Raw genomic sequence first — 22981 nt, 5'->3', positions numbered from 1 at the left:
ATTTTCCCGCCCGAGCTCGTTAGGCTGACTCTAAGTATTTAATCACGGGTTCGCATTGCCGTTCCCGGTTGTTGATGGAGTCATTATGTTTGTCGGCGTGTTATTTGCCTTGTCTGCCGGGCTGATGTGGGGGCTGATTTTTGTCGGCCCGGTGTTAATCCCTGAATACCCGGCGGCGTTGCAGTCGACCGGGCGTTATCTGGCCTTTGGGCTGATTGCCTTGCCGTTGGCGTGGTTTGATCGTCATCGTCTGAAAAAGTTACATCGTCACGATTGGCTGGAGGCGTTAAAGCTGACGGCGATTGGCAACCTGCTGTATTACCTGTGCCTGGCGAGTGCCATTCAACGTACTGGCGCGCCGGTTTCTACCATGATTATCGGTACGCTGCCGGTGGTCATTTCGGTGACCGCCAACCTGTTTTACAGCCAGCACGATGGCCGACTTTCCTGGCGTAAACTGACGCCGGCGCTGGTGCTGATTGCCTGCGGTCTGGCATTGGTCAACGTTGCCGAACTGCAGGGCAATACGGCCCCGGTTGACGTCTGGCGTTATACCAGCGGCTTGGGCCTGGCGGTGTTGGCGGTGGCGTGCTGGACCTGGTTCCCATTGCGTAATGCCCGCTGGCTGCGGGAGAACCCGGGCCAAAGGTCCGCAACCTGGGCAACGGCTCAGGGGCTGGTGACGCTGCCGCTGGCACTGATCGGTTACGTGGTGGTTTGCGGTCAATTGGCTTTTACCCAGCCGGAGTTTGCGTTGCCTTTCGGACCCAGGCCTGAAGTATTTGTCCCGTTGATGATTGCCATTGGCATGTTGTGTTCGTGGATTGGCGCATTGTGCTGGAATGAGGCGAGTCAGCGCCTGCCGACGGTGTTGGTCGGGCCGCTGATCGTCTTCGAAATTCTGGCGGGGTTGGCTTACACCTTTATGCTGCGCCAGGCCTGGCCACCGCTGCTGACGTTGGGCGGTATTGCCTGCCTGATCGTGGGAGTCGTGTCTGCGATGCGGATTAAGCCACAACCGGTGGTGGTCAGTATTGGGGCCAAGGAGTAACGCCTGCCGCAGAGCGCGGCAGGCGGTAAGTTTACTTTTTGCTGTGGTGAATGATCTCTTCGGCCACGTTGCGCGGCGCTTCGGCGTAGTGGCTGAACTCCATGGTGTAGGTGGCGCGCCCCTGCGACATCGAGCGCAAGGTGGTGGAATAGCCAAACATCTCCGACAGCGGCACCTTGGCATGAATCTCCTTGCCGCCGCCGCCCGGAATATCTTCCATCCCTTGCACCAGTCCGCGGCGTGACGACAGATCGCCCATCACGCTGCCGGCGTAATCTTCCGGCGTTTCTACCTCTACCGACATAATGGGTTCGAGGATCACCGGATCCGCCTGACGGCAGGCCTCTTTAAAACCGAAGATGGCCGCCATACGGAACGCCTGCTCCGAGGAGTCGACGTCGTGGTAAGAGCCAAAGGTCAGGTGCACTTTGACATCGACCACCTGATAGCCAGCCAGCACGCCGTTATTCAAGGCTTCCAGCACGCCTTTTCTCACCGCCGGGATAAATTCGCCCGGGATCACGCCGCCTTTGATTTCATCGAAAAATTCAAAGCCCTTGCCCGGCTCATTGGGTTCCACCGTCAATACCACGTGGCCGTACTGGCCTTTACCGCCGGACTGGCGCACGAACTTGCCTTCCACGTCGGTCACGCGCTTGCGGATAGTTTCGCGGTAGGACACCTGCGGTTTGCCGGTGGTGGTCGCCACGCCAAATTCACGCCGCATGCGGTCGACGATAATTTCCAAATGCAGTTCGCCCATGCCGTAAATAATGGTCTGGCCCGACTCTTCGTCGGTACGCACGCGAAATGATGGATCCTCTGAGGAAAGGCGTTGCAGCGCGATGCCCATCTTCTCCTGATCGGCTTTGGTTTTCGGCTCTATCGCCTGAGCGATGACCGGTTCCGGGAACACCATTTTCTCCAGCGTGATAATCGCGTTGGGATCGCACAGGGTGTCGCCGGTGGTAACATCTTTTAGCCCCACGCAGGCGGCGATGTCACCGGCGTGCAGCTCTTCGACATCTTTACGATCGTTGGCGTGCATTTGCACGATGCGGCCAATACGTTCTTTCTTCCCCTTCACCGGGTTGTATACGCTGCTGCCTTTGGCCAATACGCCGGAATACACTCGCACAAAGGTCAATTGGCCGACGAAGGGATCGGTCATCAGCTTGAATGCCAGCGCCGAGAACTTTTCATCGTCAGACGCGCGGCGGATCACGATATTGTCGCGCTCGTCGTGGCCTTCCATCGGTGGAACGTCAAGCGGCGAGGGCATCAGCTCAATCACCGCGTCCAGCATGCGTTGCACCCCTTTGTTGCGGAATGCGGAACCGCACAGCATCGGCTGAATTTCGCCGGCCACGGTGCGCAGGCGCAGGCCGCGAACGATCTCTTCTTCGCTTAGCGGTACCTGATTAAGGTACTTGTCCATCAGCTCTTCCGAGCCTTCGGCGGCAGCTTCGACCATTTTATCCCGCCATTCCTGTGCCGATTCACGCAGATCCGCCGGGATCTCTTCAAAGCTGAAACTCATGCCCTGGGTCGCTTCGTCCCACAGGATTGCTTTCATGGTTACCAAGTCCACCACGCCGGTGAAGTGGTCTTCAGCACCAATGGGTATGACGATCGGTACCGGATTGGCCTTAAGGCGCTCGATCATCATTTTGCGCACGCGGAAAAAGTCAGCGCCCACGCGGTCCATTTTGTTGACGAACGCCAGCCGCGGCACCTTGTATTTATTGGCCTGGCGCCAGACGGTTTCCGACTGCGGCTGTACGCCACCCACCGAGTCGTAGACCATGACCGCGCCATCGAGCACGCGCATCGAACGTTCGACCTCAATGGTAAAGTCTACGTGCCCGGGGGTGTCGATAATATTGATGCGGTGCTGCGGATAATTATGCTGCATGCCGTTCCAGAAACAGGTCGTCGCCGCCGAAGTAATGGTAATGCCGCGTTCCTGCTCCTGCGCCATCCAGTCCATGGTGGCGGCGCCGTCGTGCACTTCGCCCAGCTTGTGACTGACCCCGGTGTAAAACAGAATCCGCTCGGTGGTGGTGGTTTTGCCGGCATCGATATGCGCCGAGATGCCGATATTGCGGTAGCGTTCGAGGGGGGTAGTACGTGACATAATTAACCTTTCTTAGCCGCATCAAAGAAGGGCGGCTTTAAGCAGCATGAATAATTATGATAATCCTCTGTGGGTTATCTCCGGACGGGTGAATGCTTGCACCGGTCACAAACTAATCGTAGTTGATGAAAGGTTTTTTACTCAACGATGGCTGCGATAGGTTTTATCGTTAAGCGAGTTGAGTGAGACGCCAGGGTACTGCAACGCGAAGGCCAGGTTCGGGGGATACCGATGCCTGTTCTGCAGGCACCGGTTTGACTGAGATGCAGGCATTACCCGGCAAAAATATGTGCCTGACCGATGATTTTCAGATTGACCAGGGTGCCGGCGCGAAGGCCTTCGCGGCTGACGGTTTTAAGCTCAATCGTGGCGTCGTTGTTGGCCATACGCAAATTCAGGGTGGAGACAAAACCGGCGAAATCGATGTGGGTCACTACCGCCTGGCTGGAGTGTTGCGACTCGGACTGACTGATTTGGACTTGCTCCGGCCGCAGCATGATGCGAGCAGGCCCACGGCGGCTGCAGTCGTCCACGGCAATCCGCCCCAACGCGCACTGGGCCCAACCCTGTTCCAGATCGGCGGAGAGCACCAGCGTCTCACCTAAAAATGTGGCGGTGGGTTCGTCGACCGGTCGTAGATAAAGATCCTGCGGCGGCCCAACCTGTGCCAGACGGCCATTGCGCATCACCGCCACCTGATCGGCAAACGACAACGCTTCAGTCTGATCGTGGGTCACCAAAATAGACGCCACTTTGGCTTCGGCCAGCAGCTCTGCCACCGCTTTGCGGGTCGCGGCACGCAAGCCAGTATCCAGCGCGGAGAAGGGTTCATCCAGCAACATCAATTTCGGCTGCTGTGAGAGTGCCCGGGCCAACGCCACGCGTTGCTGTTGCCCACCAGAAAGTTCGTGGGGCCACAGTGCACCCAGGCGACGATCCAGCGCCACCATGTCCATCAGCGCATCTATACGCAGTTGCTTGTCGCGCTTGCTGCCCTTCAGGCCAAAACCGATATTGCCGGCCACGGTGAAGTGCGGAAACAGCGCGCCATCTTGCGGGACAAAACCAATGCCCCGCAGGTGCGCTGGCACCCAGCCGCTGCCATTGTCCATCGAATGGCCCTGCAACATCACCCGACCGCTGTCCGGTATTTCGAAGCCGGCGATGATGCGCAGCAGGGTAGTTTTCCCCGAGCCGGAAGGGCCGACAATCGCGGTGCGGCTGCCCGGGGCAACCTGCAAATCAACATGCTCCAGCACCTTGATCGCGTTATAGGACTTGCCGATGCCTTGTAGTTCAAGCGTGCTCATAATCCCGCCGTGCGTTTGGATTGAGAATAAAGAAGCCAGGTCAGTGGCAGTGATAACACCACCATAATCAGCGCGTAAGGGGCCGCCGCCACATAGTCGATCTCGCTGGTCAGCGCCCAGAAAGCGGTAGCTAACGTGCGGGTGCCGTTGGGGGCCAGCAGCAGGGTGGCAGTCAATTCGTTGGAGATGGCCAGAAACACCAGTGCCGCACCGGCGGCCGCGCCGGGAGCCGCCAGTCGCAGCGTGGTACTCCACAGCGCCTGCGCCGGGGATCGGCCGAGGCTGCGCGCCACATTTTCCAACTCTACTGGTGCCTGAGCGATGCCCGCACGCAGGTTGATCAAGGCTCGCGGCATAAACATCAGTAAATAGGCCAGCAGCAGGGTAATTTCGGTTTGATAAATTGGGCGGAAGCTGTGAATGGTGATGGTGACCAACGCCAACGCCACGACGATACCGGGCAGCGAGCTGGTGACATAATTGCAGCCTTCCAAAATCCGATACAGTCGTGCCGGATAGCGTACCGAAAGCCAGGCCATTGGGATGGCGCATAAGGTGATCAACAGCGCTCCGCTGGCCGCCAATGACAGCGTTTGCAGCAGGGCTGGCAGCAGTTCGGTATTGCGCCAGACCTCAAATCCACCCAAGGTCAGCCAGCGGGCCAGCGTGATAAAGGGCACCCCCAGCGCCAGCGCGGTGAGTACCAAGGGCAGTAGCAGGCCGAACAGGGTAGCGGCAGGCCCAAGACGGTAAGCGTTCTGGCTGCGGGCGCTGCCAGAACCGACGCGAGCATAGCGTGCTCGGCCTCGACTGCCGGCTTCCAGCAGCAACAGCACCAGGCAGCAAAGCACCAGTACCCCGGCCAGCATATTGGCCGCCGGGCCGTTAAAAGTGGACTGGAACTGATCGAAAATGGCGGTGGTGAAGGTATCAAAGCGGATCATCGCATACAGGCCGTATTCCGCCAGCAAATGCAAAGCGATCAACAGTGAACCGCCCCAAATCGCCAATTTCAGCTGGGGCAATACCACGCGGAAAAACACCGCCAGCGGGCGGGTGCCCAGCGAAGTGGCGACGTCTTCAATACCGGGATCAAGCCGGCGCAGTACTGCGGCCGCCGGCAAGTAAATAAACGGGAAGTAGGCAATGACCGAAATAAAGACCCCTGCGCCCAAGCCATGCATCGAAGGTACCAGGCTTATCCAGGCGTAGCTTTGCACAAAGGCGGGCACCGCCAGCGGTGCGGTTGCTAACAGTGACCAGATACGCCGTCCGGGCAAGGTGGTACGTTCGGTCAACCAGGCCAACGCCACCCCAAGAACGGCACAAATCGGCAGTGTGAAGACCACCAGCAACAGAGTATTAAGCAGCAGTTCGGCCACTCGGGGGCGAAAGACCAGAGCTTTCACCGTCGGCCAACCGGTTTCAAACGCCACGCTAATGACAAACCCCAACGGCAACAGTGCCAGCAGGGAGAGTAAAATGGCGACCGCCACGATAAACAGCCCCGGCCGCTGATGGCGTCGGGCTGAAGCGTAACGTGGCGCTGCACCGGCAGCGTTGAAACCTATATTCGACATAGGGTTAAAAGCTCTCTTTACGGACAAGACTGGCTTACAACAAACCGGCTTCGGTCATCAATTCGACGACTTTTTTGCCGTTCAGCGCGGAGGCATCGACTTTAGGCGCGTCCAGCTCTTTCAGCGGTACCAGTTTCGGGTTGGAGGCTGCGTTAACGCCCACGGCATATTCGAACGCATTGTTGGTACGCAGGATCTCCTGGCCGTTTTTACCGGTGATCCACTTCACGAACGCCTGAGCCTGCTGCTGGTGTTTGCTTGAGGCCAACACGCCGCCACCGGAGATGCTGACAAAAGCACCTGGATCCTGGTGTTTGAAGTAGTAGAGCTTGATATTTTTACTGTTCTCGCCGGTCTTGGCACCGTCGACAAAGGGATAATAGTGATAGATGACACCGCTGTCGATTTGGCCGGCATTCACCGCTTTCATCACGGTACTGTTGCCTTTGTAAGCGGTGAAGTTGGTTTTCATCGCTTTCAGCCATTCCAGGGTGGCTTTCTCGCCTTTTAGCTCCAGCAAGGCGCTGACGATCGCCTGGAAATCCGCACCTGAAGGTGAGGCTGCCCAGCGGCCTTTCCATTCCGGCTTGGCCAGATCCAGCAGTGATTTCGGCAATTGCGCTTCGGTCAACTTAGCCGGGTTGTAGACGAATACCGTTGAGCGGGCAGCAATGCCTATCCAACGGCCATGCTGTGGACGGTACTGCGGTTCAACCTGGGCCAGGGTAGTGGCGTCCAGGGGCGCAAACAGTTTGGCGTTATCCACCAACACCATCGCCGGGGAGTTTTCCGTCAGAAAAACGTCGGCGGGGGATGCACTCCCTTCTTGCACCAGTTGATTACCCAACTCACTGTCGCCACCATTACGCAGGGTCACTTTAATGCCGGTGTCTTTAGTAAAACCGTCCACCCAGGATTTCACCAGGTTTTCATGCTGGGCGTTATAAATAACGATACCTTCATCCTGAGATGCGGCATTGGCGGAAAACGCCAGCATCATGGACGACGCCAACAGGGCAATGGGGCCGAGAGAAGTGAAACGCAGCTTCATACAGTCATCCTTTTTATTGAGAGAGTGCAGAGAAGAAAAGCGAATGAATAAGGCCTGACGAATGCCGGGCAGCCCTGATTGTATATAAGAACATTAATAATGATAGTGAAAACGATTCGTATTAATTTATTTTTATAAATTGCTCACTAATTATCTTGTCTTAAGGAAAAATTAAGCTTGAGTATTATTGATTCTTTTATTCGCTAATTCATCAGTATTTATAATGCGTTAATCGATTGGCAGTGCAATGAAACCAATAACCCCGCTGTTTGGCCTGTCATCTCCGCGGTCGGTGCAACTGCCCTCAGAACCACGAGTGACGCCGTTTAATGCATTCAACCATCGCCATTAAGTGTTGGCCGGGTAGCCGTTAACATTCCTTCAGCCCTGGTGAAAAACAGACTCATCAGGATGGCGAGTAGGAGTCTGATAATGAAAGAAATTCATGTTGTTTCACACCAGTTATTTTGGTTATGAGTCATAGCGTTTAATGATTTAATTTATTCAACTGCTTCGATGAATATAGGCGTCGACAAAACACCATTAAGGGATAACGACGTGACATATTCATTCAAGCTTAAGGGATTGGCTGGTCTAATCATCTTGTCTTTGCAGGCTGGCGTGGCGGTGCAGGCCGCCGAGGTGCCTGCGGGCGTTCAACTGGCCGCCAAACAGGAGCTGGTGCGGGCCAATGGTTACGAGCCGGCTACGCTGGATCCGAACCTGGCGGAAAGCAACGTGGAATTTTATATCTTCAATGACCTGTTTGAAGGGCTGCTGCGGGTGGGAAAAAATGGCGAGGTGATCCCCGCATTGGCCACCAAGTGGGAAACTAAGGGGACTGTCTGGACCTTCCATCTGCGTCCAGAAGCGAAATGGTCAAATGGCGATCCGGTGACCGCCGATGACTTCGTCTTTAGCTGGCGGCGCTTGACCGATCCCAAAACCGCTTCACCCTACGGCAGCTATCTGGCGTCGGCCTATGTATTGAATGCGGCGGAAATTAACGCCGGTAGCAAACCGCCGAGCGAACTGGGCGTGAAAGCGTTGGATGCCCATACCCTACAGGTGACGCTGGCTGAACCTAACTCCTATTTGCTTAAACAGCTGGTGCATTTTCCGGTGCTGCCGGTAAATCGGAAAGTGGTGGAGCAATACGGCAAAAACTGGACCCAACCGCAAAACTTCGTTGGTAATGGAGCTTTCAAACTGGCCCAGTGGGTGGTGAATGAAAAAGTGGTTGTAGAGCGCAATACCCAGTATTGGGATAACGCCCACACGGTGCTCAATAAGGTGACATTCCTGCCGCTGCAAGGGTTCCCGGAAGTGGCGCGTTTTCGCGCCGGTGAGATCGAACTGGGTTACAGCGCGCCGCCAGAGTTATATCAACAGTTGAAAAAAAGCCTGGGCGATGAGCAACTGGTGACTTATCCGCTGCTGTCGACCAGCTACTTTGCCTTTAATAACCGGCAGCCGCCCTTTAACGACGTGCGGGTGCGTCAGGCGCTGAATCTGGCGCTGGATAAACAGGTGATTGCCGGCAAGGTCTTGGGCTATGGTCAACAGCCGGCCTGGACCTTTACCCCAACCGGCGCCGGTGGCTTTACCTTACAGCCTGGCGTGGCGGCGGGGTGGTCGCAAGAGCAACGCATTGCCCAAGCGAAAAAGCTGCTGGCGGAAGCCGGTTTTAACGCGCAGCATCCGTTACGTTTCACTCTGTTGTACAGCAACGACGCCACCATCAAGAAAATTGTGATCGCCGCTAGCGCGATGTGGAAAAAGAACCTGGGAGCAGAGGTCACTTTGCAAAATCAGGAGCGCAAGGTGGTATTGGACAATATCAACAACGGTCAATACAGTGCGGCGTTCAGCCGTTGGTTGGCGGATTACAACGATCCTTCCACTTTCCTGAATGTATTCCGCTCTACCAGCAGCGAGAACTCGGCCAAATATGCCAATGAGCATTACGATCGGCTACTGCACCAGGCTACCGCGGCGCAAAGCCCGGAACAGGTGCAGCAGGCCTTCCAGCAGGCAGAAGATGTGTTGGCGGTGGATACGCCGGTGGCACCGGTGTACTACGAGGCTAACGCCACGCTGGTCAAACCCTATGTGAAAGGCATCGACTTTACCCGCCAGGGGCCGTTGTACGACAAAAACGTGTATATCCTCGCGCATTGACGGTAAATAATGTGGGTTAGGATTGTTCCGTCCCACATTTTATTATTTTTACCGAAAATGTTTTTTCTAAATGTTTCATCAACGGCAAGCCAGATTTTTGCCCATCGATTAAAAACCCTGCCTATACTGCCCCCCGTAGTTTATATGCAGTATCTCGTTTGGCGAGGCTCCTATACAAACACAGGTTACTGATCTGACGACATCGAGAGATGCCCAAGGTTAAGACAGGCTTTATCGGATTAAGGTTCAGCCCAAAGTAACTTCTGATTAACACATCAGATACGTTGTATAGTGCTAAAACCTGGACGCGGAGATAGGCTTTCTGCACTCCCTCTGTGGTTAACGCCCCTATGCGATTCGCTGTTGAAGTTTAAACAGAAATAGGGACTAACATAATGAAGTCACATCAAAATTACCTCTCACCGGCGCTGGCCCATGCTGAAACTCAAGACGAGTCTTCGATTGCGAGCTATATGAACGCCGATTTTATTACCGTTCCCGGCAATATGACGGTCAACAAAGCCAAGGAATATTTTCTTTCTCAGTTAAAAACGGATGAAATTCCCGCTCAGCTGTTTGTCACTGCTGATGATTATCATCTGCGCGGTACGCTGTCGGTAAAAAAATTATTGCAGTGCGAAGACGATGATAAACCCGTTGGCGTGATGATCAATCACAGCTATTTCCAGGTCTCTCCCGATGACGACCGTAATGACGTTGCCCATTTATTGGGTAAGGGCGGGCTGGACGTAGTACCGGTGGTGGTGAATAAAACGCTGGTGGGCGTGCTGGGCGAAAAAGAAATCGCCCGGCTGATTGAAGACGAAAATACCGAGGATGCGCAACGCCAGGGCGCCAGCCTGCCGCTGGACAAGCCTTATCTCGAAACCAGCCCCTGGGCATTGTGGCGCAAGCGTTCGGTGTGGTTACTGATGCTGTTTGTCGCCGAAGCCTATACCGGCAATGTGTTAAAGGCCTTTGAAGAACAGCTGGAAGCGGCGATAGCACTGGCATTCTTCATTCCGTTGCTGATCGGTACCGGCGGTAACAGCGGTACTCAAATCACTTCTACGTTGGTACGTGCCATGGCGCTGGGAGAGGTCAGCCTGCGTAACCTGGGCGCGGTGATCCGCAAAGAGGTGTCTACCTCGCTGCTGATAGCCGCTACCATCGGCATCGCAGCCTGGGCGCGCGCCTGGATCATGGGCGTGGGTATGGACGTTACTATGGTGGTCAGCCTGTCGCTGGTGGCGATTACCGTCTGGAGCGCCATTGTTTCATCCATTATCCCGATGCTGCTCAAGCGTGTGGGCATTGATCCGGCGGTAGTGTCGGCGCCGTTTATCGCCACCTTTATTGATGGTACCGGGCTGATTATCTACTTCAAAATCGCCCAGCACGTGCTGGGGATATAAAGGGGCTTCCGCTCCGTGTGGTTGCCGGAGCGGAAATTAATTCTCAGCAAACAGGAGGTGCGTAAATATTCATGAATAATGAGATTATCCACTTTTTAATTAAAGAGGCTTTTATCGACAATAATTAATCGAGGACGAAATAATGGGAAACATGATCTTCTTTGTAGGATTCCTGAGCATCATCAGCTCACTGGGCCTGTTCGCCGCCTATATGAGCTCTAAATGGGATGATTAATGAACGCTAAAGATCCGCCTGGATGCATCCTCCCCGAAGTGTTTTATTACGACGGGGAGGATGCGATTAAACTCTGACCGCCTGATGCAGCTTTGTGGAGTATAACGATAATGATTATTTCTATTCTTGGTCTGCTCTATGCCATTTTGATGATTGCCGTGGGTGTGAATGAGATTTATTTTTATTCAACCGGAAAATCAGAATTTCTGTCTAGTTTAATGCTGACATTCTCGGGTAGTATGCTGCTGGTTGCTTTTGCCTGGCAATACTCGACTAAAATAAAGAAATAAATGCCCCTTTGAATGTGAGCCGTAATATGCAAAATGAAAAACAATCCGTTGCCAGAAATTCGATGATAGCCAGCGGGCTATTGGCGACCGGGAAATTTATTGCCGGCATTTTTACCGGCAGTATTGGTCTTATTTCTGAAGGGATCCACTCTTTCACCGATTTTATTGCCACCAGTATTACCTGGCTGGCGGTGCGCATCAGCGACAAACCCGCTGATGACGACCATCATTTTGGTCATGGCAAGGTCGAAAATCTGGCCGCGCTGTTTGAAGTACTGTTGCTGTTGGGGGCTGCCGGCTGGATTGTTTACGAGGCCGGCAAAAGCCTGCTCGGGGAGGCGCATGAAATTGTCGCTGCCCCTGTGGTCATTGCGGTGCTGTTGATCTCGATTGTGGTCGATTTTTTCCGCGTCAGGGCGCTGAATCGCGTGGCAAAGGCCACGGACAGCGCGGCGCTAGAGGCCGATGCGCTGCATTTCTTCTCAGATATGTTGGCTTCTGCCGTGGTGCTGTTGGGCATGGTGTTCGTCATGCTCGGCTTCAATCGTGCAGACGCCATCGCGGCGTTGATCGTAGCCTGTTTTATTGTGGTCGCGGCGGTGAAACTGGGGAAACGTTCATTCGATTCGCTGATGGATACCGCGCCTGCCGGTGCCAAGGAAGAAATCGATGCCTTGCTCCAGAGCTTCCCCGCAATACTGGCCACCGAGAATATTCGCATCCGCAATGCCGGTGCCATGTTGTTCATTGAGGTCACCGTCGCCGTGTGTCGTACCTTGCCGCTGGAGCGTATCAACGCGCTGAAAAAGTCGATTGCCGAACGTCTGGAACGGCAATATGCCAATGCCGAAGCCACGGTGATTGCCAACCCGCAAACCCGCAGCGACGAAGACATGGCGACCCGTATCCGGGTGATCGCCGCCAACCACGGGGCGGTGGTGCAAAATTTGGCCCTGCAACAGCTACCGGAACGCATGTCGATCAGTCTGGATCTGGCCGTACCTGCCAGCGCCAGCGTGGCACAGGCTCACGATATCGCCAGTGAGATTGAAACCTTGCTGCGTGAGGCGATTGGCGAGGAGACTGAAATTGAAACTCATCTTGAACCGCAGACGCACCACTGGATAGCCAGTGAAGATGTTGCACCGGAAGAGCTGGCGCACATTCGTCAGATCCTGCATGTGGCGGTAGATAACGGTGAAATGGTGCAGGACGTGCATAACATACGCGCACGCAAAACCGCGAACGGCATTATCGTTAACTTTCACTGCCGGGTTTCCCCGGCGGCCTCTATTGTGTCCGCGCATGCTGCGGTAGACAGCATCGAACGCCAGTTACGCGCACTTTATCCCAGCATATCGCGGGCAGTAGGGCACGTGGAGCCGATTAAGCCTAAACCCGGCATCTAGTTTCTGGTGCTTATCACTGGGCGCTGCCGACGGAAAATGACAGCGCCCAGTGAGGTCGGATCCCCGGTTTTTCAACCCAGGCCCGGTAAGCCGTCGCTGGTACCACCGACAGCCAAAAGCCGAGGCCGCCCGGATTGTCTGCCAGCACCGACAGCTGCCAACGACCGGGATGCAGGGCAAACAGTGCCTGCACGGCACTTTTACCTATGCCGTATTTTCGCCAGGGTTTGGCGACATAAAACTCCGCCATCTCCATAGTGGTAGCTGGCAGCAGCGTTCTGACCAAGGCAAATCCCACCGGTTGTGCCTGGTTTACTATCAGATACGGGTACCTGCCGTTTTCATGCCAATAGCGGGCCAGGTGTGGATAGTCAGTATCCGCAGCCAGCTCCCGCAAATAGTTGGGCAGCATCGCCGCCAGCAAGGGTCGCTCCTCACGGGTTGCCAACCTGAGATGAATATTCATACCACCTCCCTACGAAAAAGGCCGCCCGCAGGCGGCCTGTACAGGTTAGTCCAGATTTAACTGTGCGGTAATGGTCGCGATTTCACTTCGCCATTGCTGCTGCAGCTGCACTTTTTGATGCTTGGGTTTACGCGCCAGATCTTCTTGCAGTTTGCTTTCCAGTTCAAACAGCGCGGCCAACAGTCGCTCCTCGTCTGCATGCTGCAATTCGCGACTGGCAGGCTGCTGGGACGAGGTGGTCATTGGCGCGGCCTCCGTCGCTTGTGCCAACCGGTGGTAGACCGGCTCCAGATCCTGCCACTCTTCCAGCCTTTGCTGGTCAATCAACCAGAAGCGGTTACAGCTATTTTCGATCAGCATTCGGTCGTGGGTGACCAGCATTACTGCGCCTTCAAACTGACGCAGGGTCTCGGCCAGCTCTTCTTTGCCTTCCATATCCAGGTGGTTGGTCGGCTCGTCGAGCAATAACAGAGAGTAGTTGGCCAGCGTCAGCCCAACAAGCAGCAGGCGCGAACGCTCGCCGCCGCTCAGGGTGCTGATGCGCTGCTGATGGCGCAGGTAAGGGAACCCGGCACCAATCAGCGCCATTTTCCGCTGTTCCTCGGTCAGCGGCGCGAAATGCGACAACGCCTCGCAGAGCGTATCCTCGTCACGCAGTTGCTGCAGGCTTTGATCGTAATAGCCGATGCGGACTCGCGGGTGGAACACGGCTTCCCGTTGGTTTGGGTCTTGGTATTCGCGCCACAGATGATGTAGCAACGAAGATTTACCGCAGCCGTTACGCCCGACGATGGCGATGCGATCCCCGCTTTTAACCCGCAACGATGCAAGCCTGAACAGAACCGGAGCCTCCGCCGCCGGGCGCACGTCCAGTTGCGGCAAGGCCAGCAGGCGATCGGCATCCAGTGCCTCGCCCTTTAACCTAAGCCGCCATTGGCTGCCTGCGCTCAACGTGGTTTGCTCTTCTTTCAGCCGATCAACGCGTTTTTCCATTTGCTTGGCCTTGCGAGCCAGGTCTTCGTTATCGTAAACCCGACCCCACACGGCCAGCCGCTGGGCGCTTTTCGCCACCCGGTCGATCTCTTTCTGCTCCGCCTGACGGCGGTGTGCGTCCGCTTCATCCTGTTCCTCCAGTGCCTTGCGTGCGGCGGTACAGGGCAGGCGGAAAAACTGCAGAGTTTTATCGCGCAGGATCCAGGTGCAGTTGGTGACCTGATCCAGCAAATGCCGATCGTGAGATACCAGTACGAAGCTGCCGGACCAGTTTTGCAGAAACTGCTCCAGCCACAGCAGGGTTGGCAGGTCCAGGTGATTGCTCGGCTCATCCAGCAGCAGCAGGTCGGGTTGGCGAATCAACGCGCGCGCCAACAGCAAGCGCGTATGCTGGCCGCCGCTCAGTGTGCCCGCAGTCAGTGTCCATGACGTTGGCGCAAAGCCCAGACTGCTTAGCAGCACTTCGCCTTGCCAGCTTTCACTGACGCGTTGGTTCTCCGGTAGTCGCGCCATGACCGCATCCAGCAGGCTGCAGTCGTGCAGAGCTTCGGGCAGGTGCTGTTCCACCCGCGCCATCAGGCACTGGTGGGCAGGGGTTACGCTGCCGGCGCTGGCGGGCAGATCGCCACTGAGGATTTTAAGCAGAGTGCTTTTACCGCAGCCGTTGTGGCCGATTAAACCGATGCGATCGCCTTTTTTCAGGCTAAAGGAAACCTCAACCAGCAGAGGGCCGAAATTGTTGTCGTAGCCGACAGATAATGCAGAAAGTAATGTGCTCATTGCTTACTCAAGAGTTACAGGCATGCGTATGCCTATCGTCAAACATCGCTGACGACAACCCGGTAAGCCGGAGGGAAGGGACTCAAATGTTAGTAAGCTTCGCTCAAGCCTGGGTTATCGCAGCACGATACCGGTAATGCTTGAGCAGCGGCAATTACTATAGAAGTGTGAGTAAAAAAACAATTCACACATCGGCATAGTAATCCTCCTTTTATAACGTAGGTTAATGAATGAGCTGAGTATAGGGGGCTTTGGCAGGTTGCGCTAGTGTAAATTCGCAGCGTTATCAGTGCGGTAAGCGGTAATTCTTCATTGTTTTTAGTGACGTTGTCACCATGAGAATCGTGCTGAATGGGAGTAATACTGATATTTAAGCGGAGATTAAGCAGTTATCATAATCTCAGTTTATGATTAGCCAGGCGGGTCGGTGACTACCGGCCCGCCTGTTTCGTTTGTCTATCATGTAAAGGCTGAGCCCCGAATTTATGTTAAAGCCCCGTCAAATTATTCTTTTCCTGTTCCTGCTGTTTGGCTTGCAGTTGGCGCCGCTGACCAGCGTTGCCGCACAGGATGACAGCCCGGTAGCCGAAAGCCAGCCGGACCCTGCGACCGCCCTGAAAAACTACCAGAAGCAGTTGGACAGCATCAAACAGCAGGTTTCCAAAGCCAGTAACGATACCCAGCTCAGTAAGCTGAAATTGACCACTGACGATCTGGCCGCCAAGCTGGAAAAGCTGGCGGCCGACTTGCAACCGGCGCAAGAGAAGCTGCAGGCACAACTGGACGTGTTGGGGCCGCAACCGGCGGCAGGTGCGTTGGCGGAAAACGCGGCAGTGGTACAACAGCGCAATGCCTTGAATAACAGCAAGAAGCAGCTCGACGAAGCGGTTCAACGCGCACAGGCGATGAGAGCTGGCGTACTCGACCTGGGGCAACAAATCAGTGACTTACGTCGCGTCGCGTTCAAAAGTCAGTTGGCGTTGAACACCGGTAGCGTGTTGGGCACCAAATTTTGGACGCCGGTGATAAAGCCTGCCGATGACGACGTGCAGCGCCTGGATCAGTTCAACGCCGCAATGAAACAGACCTGGGACGCCAGTTGGCAGGAAGATTCACGTTACGGCACCCTGGGTCTGTTGGTATTGGCGGTGGTTATCTGGTCGTGGGGGCGCTATTTTTCCGAGCGTTTCCTGGCGTGGGTGAGCATCCGTTATCTTCCGGACGGGCGTTTGCGCCGCAGTTTTATGGCAATCATGACCGTCACCGTCACGGTTGTTACTACCAGCATTGCGTTGAACCTGCTGTTCCTCACCTTCACACGCGTACAACCCTTACCGGTGATGCTGGAGGATTTCGCCGGGAGTTTTTATCAGTTAGGGATTTTCTGCGCGCTGATTGCCGGACTGGGGCGCGCAACGCTGTCACTTAATCGCCCTTCGTGGCGCCTTGGCACCCTGGATAATGCCGTTGCCTCAGGTCTGCGCTATTTCTCGCCGCTGTTGGCCGGGCTGGCATTGGCATTTGGTACGGTAGAACTTATTAATAATGCCGTCAGCGCCAGTTTGAGCACCACCATTTTCGGTAACGGCCTGGTTGCCGGCTTGATTGGTATGGTGTTGCTGGCGATGCCACTGCGTTCTCAGCGTATCCGCCGTCAGTTGGAACAGCAGGGCGAACACGTAGAGAAGCGCTCCACCATCAGTGGGCTTTTGCATATGAGCACCCTGGTGTGTTCAAGCGTGATCTTGCTTTCGCTGCTGATAGGGTATATCGCTTTTGCCCGTTTCCTGACCTATCAGGTGATTTGGATCGCGCTGGTGTTAATGACGTTCTATTTCCTGGTGCTGTTCGCCACTGACCTGTGCGCGGCAATCTTCTCGCCGCAAACCGCCAGTGGCAAGATGCTGAAGAAGTCGCTTAATTTTAAGGATCGCCACCTGGAGCAGATGGCGATCATCTTCACCGCCATCGCCAAGTGCTCGCTGTTGTTGTTGATGATTGTCTCGTTGTTTAACGGCTCGTTTGGCACCACGACGCCCAACTCGCTGTTGGAAAAGATCATCGCCATTCTTAGCGGCGAAGGGCTGAAACAACTGAACATTGTGCCCGGCAACCTGATCAATGCGGTGATTTGCCTGGCCATTGGCATCTATATTCTGCGAGTTACCCAGCGCTGGTTAAGCCAGGAACTGCTGCCAAAAACCATTGCAGACATTGGTATTCGTGCATCGCTGGTGACGTTGTTCAGCAACGTGGGCTACGTGCTGTTGATCCTGATTACCCTGGCGGCGCTGGGCATTCAGTGGAACAACCTGGCCTGGATCGTCAGTGCCTTGTCGGTGGGTATCGGTTTTGGTTTGCAGGAAATCGTGAAGAACTTTATTTCCGGTTTGATTCTGTTGACCGAACGCCCGGTGAAAGTCGGCGATATGATCGGTATCGGCGGCGTAGAGGGGGACGTGCGTCGTATCAATGTGCGCGCCACCGAGATCCAGCTTAGCGATCGCTCAACGATGATCGTACCTAACTCTCAACTTATCTCGCAAAACGTGCGTAATGCCACCATGGGCAATGCGCAGGGGGTGGTAACCATTGCGCTGACCTTCCCGACGGATATCGATCCGGAGCAGGTTCGCAACATCCTGCTGAGCGCTTATCAGGAATATGAAGCCATTCTGGATGCCCCGGCGCCCTATGTGCGCTTCAGCCAGCTCGGCCCGGACGGCATTATCCTCAGCGTGACCGGTTATGTCGCCAGCCCGCGCATGGTCGGTTCAACCAAGAGCGAACTGTTGTTCAATATTCTCAAATTGCTGCGGGCGCACCGTGTCAACATGTCGAGCCCGCAGGAAGTGGTGTTTATGAAACAGCAGGCGAAAAATCTGGCCAACGAAGAAGAACAATCTTCGTAGCTGGGATTACCACAGCCCGGCGCAAAGGACAGCGCTGAGATAAAGGCCTACGCCGAACACGGCGTGGGCCTTTTGCTCGACGTACGCCCGCATGAAGAGTATGCGCTGGGGCATTTGCCTGGCGCATTGAACATTCCGTTGGAAGAACTTGAACGTCGATTGGCCGAGTTACCCGAAGGCCGTGAAGTGGTCGCCTATTGCCGCGGCCCTTACTGCGTGCTTTCGGTTAACGCCGTTGCTGCGCTGCGCGCCAAAGGTCGCGAGGCCCGCAGGCTGGAAGACGGATTTCCTGACTGGAAAGCGGCGGGCCTGCGTATAGAGATCTGATCGCGGCCCGCATGGCTTGCGTTAGTGCATCGCCGGTACCACGGACTGAGAGCAGTCGCTGTTGGCGCTGGCGGAGGAATTATTGCAGGTTTGTGGATCATTATGCACCGGCGGTGGCGGCACATCCTGTGGGCCGCCCCGGCCAAGGCAGCCGGAAAGCATCAGCATCAAAAACAGGGGAATTATCGCTTTCATCTCAATTACCTCCTATCTGTACACTCCGTTAAGTATATGCCTTGTAACAGATTGAGGGCGCCGAATGATGCGTTATAGATAGGGTCTATATTGCACCGGGTGAAACCAATTTCACTTCGGCCTGCCGCCGGCTCTATGCTGTTGTTGCATAGGCAATCTTTTTCTGGAGGCACAATGGAAACACATCAGCTTGCGGCGTCGGTGCTGGCCGCCTTTGGCGGAGCGGAAAACCTGACCAAAATACGCTACTGCGCCAGCCGTATCAGGGTGGAACTGCGCGATGCCGGGCGGCTGGATCGACCGGGCATCGAAGACCTGAACGGTGTTAAAGCGCTGTTGGAGGTCGACACTCCACGTCTGACTACCGAATATCAGCTGGTGGTGGGGCCGGGCAATGCCCGACCGCTGTACCAGGCGCTGGTGGCGCTGACCGGCGAGAAGTAGCTACGACAACAGCGGGCGGATCTGTTCCAGGTGCTGCTGCATTAGTGTTTGCATCTGCACCACATGCGGGGCATCCGCCTTTTCGCGCATCAGATAGATACCGACGGTGCAACGTGGTCCCGGCTGGATCAGCTGCAGGGGTTCAATGCCGTAATCCGCAAAATAACCCGCCATACAGGAGGGATAGCTCAGCAGTACCGCATCGGAATCGTTGATCATGTCTACAGCCGACATCATGGAATTGGTCGAACAAATTACCCGCTCCGCCAGATGCAGGCGGTTTCGCGCCAGCTTTTTCGGCTGCATATCTTCCACCATATGATGATAACGACTTTCATCCGGGGTCAGCTCAACGCAGGGGTAGTCCAGTAGCGCATCCGGGCCCACCGTTTGTCCCAGCAGCGGGTGTCCGCGCCGCACGAACATACTGTCGGTGGTGCCAAACAGCGGCAGAAAGCTGATGCCTGCTTTAGGGTTCAGCCCCTGAATTTCATGGCCGATAAACAAGTCGATATCCCCGCCCAGTAACAGGTCCATCAGGCGCAGGTGGTTGCCCAGATCGATATGGATATTCACCATCGGATGCAGCTTGCGGTAGGCATTGAAGCTGTCGCGTACAAACATATACCACCAGGCATGACCGGTGCCCATACGCAGGCTCTGCTCCTGACGTGCTTTGATGAATGCCAGTTTGATCAGCGTGTTGTCGTAGATACGCTGCATCATCTGCGCCTGCTCCAACAGCAGATCGCCGTACTCGGTGGTTTTTACCCCGGTTGAGGTTCGCTCCAGCAGCTGTACTCCGAGGTTCTCTTCCAGTTTCTTCATGTTGTGGGTCAGCGTCGGCTGGCTCAGGCAAAGTTTGTTTGCTGCATGACTCACATTTTTGAACATCGCCACTTCGATAAACTGCCGCAGAATTTTGTCCACGATCATATTTTCCACTGGTGGTATAGAAAGTTTCTATATCGTAGCGGTGAAAAACGATTTCCGCCAATGACCTGCCTTCGATAGCTTGCTCCTATGCCGGTATTCCCAGCCGCCACCAGAGAGGATGCAATGAGAAGATTGATACCGAGTATGGTTGCCGCCGCACTGGCGTTGATGTCCGGGCAAGTATTGGCCGACACGTTGCGTATGCAATGCGCGCCAAGCAAAGAAGGGCGCCAATACTGCAACGAGATCAAACAGCGCTTTGAGGCTCAGACTGGCCATACCCTGGAATTTATCGACCTGCCTCCTGCCTCCGATGAAAAGCTGTCGCTGTTCCAGCAACTGTTTGCCGCCAAAGACGCCAGCGCCATCGATCTGTTTCAGGCCGACACCGTATGGATCGGCGTATTGAACAAACACCTGCTGGATCTGACCGACAGCGTGAGCGACATCAAACAGGATTTCTTCCCCGCCGCCTGGCAAAACAACGTGGTTAATGGCCGGGTCAAAGCGGTGCCGGCCTATCTGGACAGCGGCGCGCTCTACTACCGCAAGGATCTGCTGGAGAAATACGGTGAACAACCGCCGGAGACCTGGGCCGATCTGACCCGCGTCGCAATCCACATTCAGCAAGCTGAGCGTGCCGCCGGCCACAAAAACTTTTGGGGGCTGGTATTTCAGGGAAAATCTTATGAGGGGCTGACCTGCAACGCCCTGGAGTGGGTAGCGTCGCAAAACGGCGGCAGTTTTATTGATGCTCAGGGCAATATCACCATTAACAACCCGCAGGCGGCGCAAGCGCTGAATATGGCCGCCGGTTGGATTGGCAAAATCACGCCGAAAGGCACGCTTGGCTACATGGAAGAAGAGTCGCGGGCGGTATTCCAAAACGGCGATGCGCTGTTTATGCGCAATTGGCCCTACGCCTACGTGCTAGCGCAGGACAGTAGCAGCGCGATCCGCGGCAAAGTGGGGGTGATGCCGTTGCCGAAAGGGGCTGACGGCCATTCGGTCAGCGCGTTGGGCGGTTGGCAGTGGGCAATCAACGGCTATACCAAACACCCCAAGGCGGCCATCGCGCTGCTGAAAATCGTCAGCGATGCCGAATCGCAAAAAAGGGCGCTGGCGTTATTGGGTCAGGCTCCTTCGCGCACCGCGCTGTACGACGATCCGCAAGTATTGGCGCAGGCGCCTTATTTGGCAGACTTCAAGGGCATATTCGCGCAGGCCATGCCGCGCCCGGCAACTCAAACCAAACGGCAATACGCGCAGGTTTCCCGAGCCATCTACAACGCCACCTTTAACGTATTGCGCGGTGACAGTGACGGTGTCACCGCCGTGGCGGATTTACAGCAGCGACTGGAACGGATCAAAGCCAGAGGATGGCGCTGAATCATCTCCCCATTAACCGCCGGAGTCTGATGCATGAAACGCGATACGCACGCTTTATCCCTGACGGCTACCCCTGATGAGTCAGCCCAGGTGCTGCCGGCCAGGCGCAGCAAGCTTAATCACCAGCAGCGGCGTAGCCGCATCGCCTGGTTACTGGTGGCACCGGCGATGTTGCTGCTGGCGGTGGTAGCCGGCTGGCCGCTGCTGCGCACCCTGTTTTACAGCTTTACCGACGCCATGCTGGACGCGCCGGACGATTATCGGTTTGTCGGCTTCGCCAACTATCTGGATCTGACTGAGGGTGGTCATCACTACGGGGTGTTGGCGGATCCGCTTTGGTGGCTGGCGGTAGGCAACACGCTGCGCTTCAGTTTGCTGTCGGTATCGCTGGAACTGGTGTTCGGCATGCTGCTGGCGCTGCTGATGAATCAAAAATTCCGCGGCCAGGGGCTGGTGCGCACCGCCATTTTGGTGCCCTGGGCCATTCCGACCATCGTGTCCGCCAAAATGTGGGGCTGGATGTTCCACGATCAGTACGGCGTGGTGAACGACCTGCTGCTTAAAACCGGCATTATCGCCACGCCCTTGGCCTGGGTAGCGGAGCCGGGGCTGTCGATGTGGGCGGTGGTGATTGCCGACGTGTGGAAGACCACGCCGTTTATGGCCTTGATGTTGCTGGCGGCGCTGCAACTGATCCCCGGCGATCTGTATGAGGCCGCCCGCGTCGACGGTGCCAATGCCTGGCAGCGGTTCCGCCGCATCACCTTGCCGTTGATTATGCCGGCAATGATCGTCGCGCTGATTTTCCGGGTGATGGATGCGCTACGGGTATTTGATCTGATTTACGTGCTGACTTCCAACAGCGAAGCCACGGTATCGGTGTCCGGTTACGCCCGGGATCGCATGGTCAGCTATCAGGAAATGGGCTCCGGCTCGGCCGCATCGGTACTGGTCTTTATGATGGTGGCGGGGATCGCCGCTTGCTTCCTTACGCTGGGCCGCCTGAACGACAAGGAGAAACAAGCATGAAACTGAGCCGCCAACAGCAGAAATACGGCCATAAAACGCTGATCTTCGCCGCGGCCGCCTTGGCCAGTGTGATCTGCCTGTTTCCGTTCTACTACGCGCTGATCACCTCGTTGCGTTCCGGGCAGGATCTGTTCCAGGTTGCTTATCTGCCGGGCAATCTGCACTGGGGCAATTATCTGACCGCATTGATGGAAAATGGCATTGCCCGCAGCCTGCTGAACTCCATTGTCGTGGCGACGCTGACGGTAGGCATTTGCCTGCTGGTGTCGATCACCGCCGCTTTTGCTCTGGCGCGTATCCGTTTTCGCGGCCGTAAGTATCTGCTGTTCACCATTCTTTGCGTCTCGATGTTCCCGCAGGTGGCGGTGTTGTCCGGCATGTTTGAGTTGGTGCGTTTTATGGGGCTGTACGACTCCCTGGGCGCTCTGGTGCTGTCCTATACCACCTTCTCGCTGCCGTTTACCGTCTGGGTGCTGACCACCTTTATGAAGGCGATCCCGGCGGAGCTGGAAGAGGCGGCGATCGTCGACGGTGCCGGCACCTGGACCATTATCACCCGCATTTTTGCGCCAATTATGGGGCCGTCGCTGGTGACCACCGGGTTGCTGGCCTTTATCGGCGCCTGGAATGAATTTATGTTCGCCCTGACGTTTGTCATTTCCAGCGGCAAGCGCACCGTGCCGGTCGCCATCGGCATGCTGCAGGGCGCCTCTCAGTTCGAACTTCCCTGGGGCACCATCATGGCGGCCTCGGTCATTGTCACACTGCCGATCATCGCACTGGTCCTGATATTCCAGCGTCGCATCGTCAGCGGATTAACCAACGGCGCAGTAAAAGGCTGATTTTCGATT

20 protein-coding genes and 1 riboswitch are annotated in these 22981 nt (G+C 55.7%); of the genes, 12 read left to right on the top strand and 8 right to left on the bottom strand.

Annotated elements, in window-relative coordinates; translation table 11 throughout:
- Positions 1-85: 85 nt before the first annotated feature.
- Positions 86-1051: a DMT family transporter gene (locus tag H0S68_RS12505; RefSeq protein WP_020827008.1), complete on the top strand. Its 966-nt coding sequence runs from the start codon at positions 86-88 to the stop codon at positions 1049-1051.
- 31 nt (positions 1052-1082) lie between these two features.
- Here the strand turns inward: H0S68_RS12505 and fusA are convergent, their stop codons facing one another.
- From fusA to H0S68_RS12485, 4 genes are all read right to left on the bottom strand, one after another.
- Positions 1083-3188: an elongation factor G gene (gene fusA, locus H0S68_RS12500; protein ID WP_142815155.1), complete on the bottom strand. Its 2106-nt coding sequence runs from the start codon at positions 3186-3188 to the stop codon at positions 1083-1085.
- A 272-nt stretch (positions 3189-3460) separates the two neighbouring features.
- On the bottom strand, positions 3461-4498 hold the full coding sequence (locus H0S68_RS12495) for an ABC transporter ATP-binding protein (protein ID WP_410528738.1): 1038 nt from the start codon (positions 4496-4498) through the stop codon (positions 3461-3463).
- A complete protein-coding gene (locus H0S68_RS12490) occupies positions 4495-6078 on the bottom strand; it encodes an ABC transporter permease (protein WP_187961341.1) in 1584 nt (527 codons plus the stop codon). The genes H0S68_RS12495 and H0S68_RS12490 overlap by 4 nt, the downstream gene beginning before the upstream one ends.
- 34 nt (positions 6079-6112) lie before the next feature.
- The gene (locus tag H0S68_RS12485; RefSeq protein ID WP_020827004.1) at positions 6113-7129 is read right to left on the bottom strand and encodes an iron ABC transporter substrate-binding protein; all 1017 of its coding nucleotides are present in this window, start codon (positions 7127-7129) and stop codon (positions 6113-6115) included.
- Between the two features lie 516 nt (positions 7130-7645).
- Here H0S68_RS12485 and H0S68_RS12480 point away from each other — a divergent pair.
- From H0S68_RS12480 to H0S68_RS12460, 5 genes are all read left to right on the top strand, one after another.
- The gene (locus tag H0S68_RS12480) at positions 7646-9310 is read left to right on the top strand and encodes an ABC transporter substrate-binding protein (protein ID WP_410528737.1); all 1665 of its coding nucleotides are present in this window, start codon (positions 7646-7648) and stop codon (positions 9308-9310) included.
- Between the two features lie 146 nt (positions 9311-9456).
- Positions 9457-9630: riboswitch (M-box (ykoK) riboswitch) on the top strand.
- Positions 9631-9702: 72 nt separating this feature from the next.
- Positions 9703-10725: a magnesium transporter gene (locus tag H0S68_RS12475; protein ID WP_082144822.1), complete on the top strand. Its 1023-nt coding sequence runs from the start codon at positions 9703-9705 to the stop codon at positions 10723-10725.
- A gap of 142 nt (positions 10726-10867) precedes the next feature.
- Positions 10868-10960, top strand: a complete 93-nt coding sequence (gene mgtS, locus H0S68_RS12470) for a protein MgtS (protein ID WP_020827001.1) — start codon at positions 10868-10870, stop codon at positions 10958-10960.
- A 110-nt stretch (positions 10961-11070) separates the two neighbouring features.
- Entirely contained in the window at positions 11071-11250 is a 180-nt protein-coding gene (locus H0S68_RS12465) for a hypothetical protein (RefSeq protein ID WP_020827000.1), read from the top strand.
- A 26-nt stretch (positions 11251-11276) separates the two neighbouring features.
- Complete coding sequence (locus H0S68_RS12460; protein WP_261439523.1) at positions 11277-12659, top strand: cation-efflux pump; 1383 nt, start codon at positions 11277-11279, stop codon at positions 12657-12659.
- A 13-nt stretch (positions 12660-12672) separates the two neighbouring features.
- Here the strand turns inward: H0S68_RS12460 and H0S68_RS12455 are convergent, their stop codons facing one another.
- Entirely contained in the window at positions 12673-13125 is a 453-nt protein-coding gene (locus tag H0S68_RS12455; protein ID WP_410528736.1) for a GNAT family N-acetyltransferase, read from the bottom strand.
- A gap of 45 nt (positions 13126-13170) precedes the next feature.
- Positions 13171-14898 carry an ABC-F family ATP-binding cassette domain-containing protein gene (locus H0S68_RS12450; protein ID WP_410528735.1) on the bottom strand — a complete coding sequence of 576 codons (1728 nt, stop codon included), beginning with the start codon at positions 14896-14898 and terminating at the stop codon, positions 13171-13173.
- Positions 14899-15383: 485 nt separating this feature from the next.
- On the opposite strand from H0S68_RS12450, the gene H0S68_RS12445 reads away from it, so the two are divergent.
- Both H0S68_RS12445 and H0S68_RS12440 read left to right on the top strand, forming a co-directional pair.
- Positions 15384-17810, top strand: coding sequence for a DUF3772 domain-containing protein (locus H0S68_RS12445; protein ID WP_020826996.1), 2427 nt, complete (start codon positions 15384-15386; stop codon positions 17808-17810).
- A 72-nt stretch (positions 17811-17882) separates the two neighbouring features.
- Positions 17883-18137 (top strand): rhodanese-like domain-containing protein, encoded by a 255-nt coding sequence (locus H0S68_RS12440; protein WP_237142397.1) that lies wholly within the window; start codon positions 17883-17885, stop codon positions 18135-18137.
- Between the two features lie 21 nt (positions 18138-18158).
- On the opposite strand, the gene H0S68_RS12435 is transcribed toward H0S68_RS12440, so the two are convergent.
- Positions 18159-18332, bottom strand: a complete 174-nt coding sequence (locus H0S68_RS12435) for a hypothetical protein (RefSeq protein WP_020826993.1) — start codon at positions 18330-18332, stop codon at positions 18159-18161.
- 174 nt (positions 18333-18506) lie between these two features.
- Between H0S68_RS12435 and H0S68_RS12430 the strand changes: the two genes are divergently transcribed.
- Positions 18507-18776, top strand: a complete 270-nt coding sequence (locus H0S68_RS12430; RefSeq protein WP_020826992.1) for a PTS transporter subunit EIIB — start codon at positions 18507-18509, stop codon at positions 18774-18776.
- On the opposite strand, the gene H0S68_RS12425 is transcribed toward H0S68_RS12430, so the two are convergent.
- Positions 18777-19712 carry a LysR family transcriptional regulator gene (locus H0S68_RS12425; protein WP_048758812.1) on the bottom strand — a complete coding sequence of 312 codons (936 nt, stop codon included), beginning with the start codon at positions 19710-19712 and terminating at the stop codon, positions 18777-18779. It lies immediately after the preceding gene.
- Positions 19713-19835: 123 nt separating this feature from the next.
- Here H0S68_RS12425 and H0S68_RS12420 point away from each other — a divergent pair, with 123 nt between their 5' ends.
- The 3 genes from H0S68_RS12420 to H0S68_RS12410 are packed head-to-tail and all read left to right on the top strand — an operon-like array spanning position 19836 to position 22972.
- Positions 19836-21101 carry an ABC transporter substrate-binding protein gene (locus H0S68_RS12420; RefSeq protein ID WP_410528734.1) on the top strand — a complete coding sequence of 422 codons (1266 nt, stop codon included), beginning with the start codon at positions 19836-19838 and terminating at the stop codon, positions 21099-21101.
- 33 nt (positions 21102-21134) lie between these two features.
- The gene (locus H0S68_RS12415; protein ID WP_020826989.1) at positions 21135-22130 is read left to right on the top strand and encodes a carbohydrate ABC transporter permease; all 996 of its coding nucleotides are present in this window, start codon (positions 21135-21137) and stop codon (positions 22128-22130) included.
- Positions 22127-22972, top strand: a complete 846-nt coding sequence (locus H0S68_RS12410) for a carbohydrate ABC transporter permease (protein WP_020826988.1) — start codon at positions 22127-22129, stop codon at positions 22970-22972. The genes H0S68_RS12415 and H0S68_RS12410 overlap by 4 nt, the downstream gene beginning before the upstream one ends.
- Positions 22973-22981 lie beyond the last annotated feature (9 nt).

The organism is Serratia sp. AXJ-M (assembly GCF_046531865.1).
Classification (GTDB): domain Bacteria; phylum Pseudomonadota; class Gammaproteobacteria; order Enterobacterales; family Enterobacteriaceae; genus Serratia; species Serratia liquefaciens.
This window is presented reverse-complemented; position numbering and strand designations above follow the sequence as displayed.

Bases quoted from the DNA above. Each gene is read 5' to 3' on its own strand.
- H0S68_RS12415 (WP_020826989.1), top strand. From the start codon at position 21,135: ATGAAACGCGATACGCACGCTTTATCCCTGACGGCTACCCCTGATGAG.
- H0S68_RS12435 (WP_020826993.1), bottom strand. From the start codon at position 18,332: ATGAAAGCGATAATTCCCCTGTTTTTGATGCTGATGCTTTCCGGCTGC.
- H0S68_RS12480 (WP_410528737.1), top strand. From the start codon at position 7,646: ATGAATATAGGCGTCGACAAAACACCATTAAGGGATAACGACGTGACA.
- H0S68_RS12410 (WP_020826988.1), top strand. From the start codon at position 22,127: ATGAAACTGAGCCGCCAACAGCAGAAATACGGCCATAAAACGCTGATC.
- H0S68_RS12455 (WP_410528736.1), bottom strand. From the start codon at position 13,125: ATGAATATTCATCTCAGGTTGGCAACCCGTGAGGAGCGACCCTTGCTG.
- mgtS (WP_020827001.1), top strand. From the start codon at position 10,868: ATGGGAAACATGATCTTCTTTGTAGGATTCCTGAGCATCATCAGCTCA.
- H0S68_RS12490 (WP_187961341.1), bottom strand. From the start codon at position 6,078: ATGTCGAATATAGGTTTCAACGCTGCCGGTGCAGCGCCACGTTACGCT.
- H0S68_RS12495 (WP_410528738.1), bottom strand. From the start codon at position 4,498: ATGAGCACGCTTGAACTACAAGGCATCGGCAAGTCCTATAACGCGATC.
- H0S68_RS12450 (WP_410528735.1), bottom strand. From the start codon at position 14,898: ATGAGCACATTACTTTCTGCATTATCTGTCGGCTACGACAACAATTTC.
- H0S68_RS12505 (WP_020827008.1), top strand. From the start codon at position 86: ATGTTTGTCGGCGTGTTATTTGCCTTGTCTGCCGGGCTGATGTGGGGG.
- H0S68_RS12465 (WP_020827000.1), top strand. From the start codon at position 11,071: ATGATTATTTCTATTCTTGGTCTGCTCTATGCCATTTTGATGATTGCC.
- H0S68_RS12430 (WP_020826992.1), top strand. From the start codon at position 18,507: ATGGAAACACATCAGCTTGCGGCGTCGGTGCTGGCCGCCTTTGGCGGA.
- H0S68_RS12460 (WP_261439523.1), top strand. From the start codon at position 11,277: ATGCAAAATGAAAAACAATCCGTTGCCAGAAATTCGATGATAGCCAGC.
- H0S68_RS12420 (WP_410528734.1), top strand. From the start codon at position 19,836: ATGAGAAGATTGATACCGAGTATGGTTGCCGCCGCACTGGCGTTGATG.
- H0S68_RS12445 (WP_020826996.1), top strand. From the start codon at position 15,384: ATGTTAAAGCCCCGTCAAATTATTCTTTTCCTGTTCCTGCTGTTTGGC.
- H0S68_RS12425 (WP_048758812.1), bottom strand. From the start codon at position 19,712: ATGATCGTGGACAAAATTCTGCGGCAGTTTATCGAAGTGGCGATGTTC.
- H0S68_RS12485 (WP_020827004.1), bottom strand. From the start codon at position 7,129: ATGAAGCTGCGTTTCACTTCTCTCGGCCCCATTGCCCTGTTGGCGTCG.
- fusA (WP_142815155.1), bottom strand. From the start codon at position 3,188: ATGTCACGTACTACCCCCCTCGAACGCTACCGCAATATCGGCATCTCG.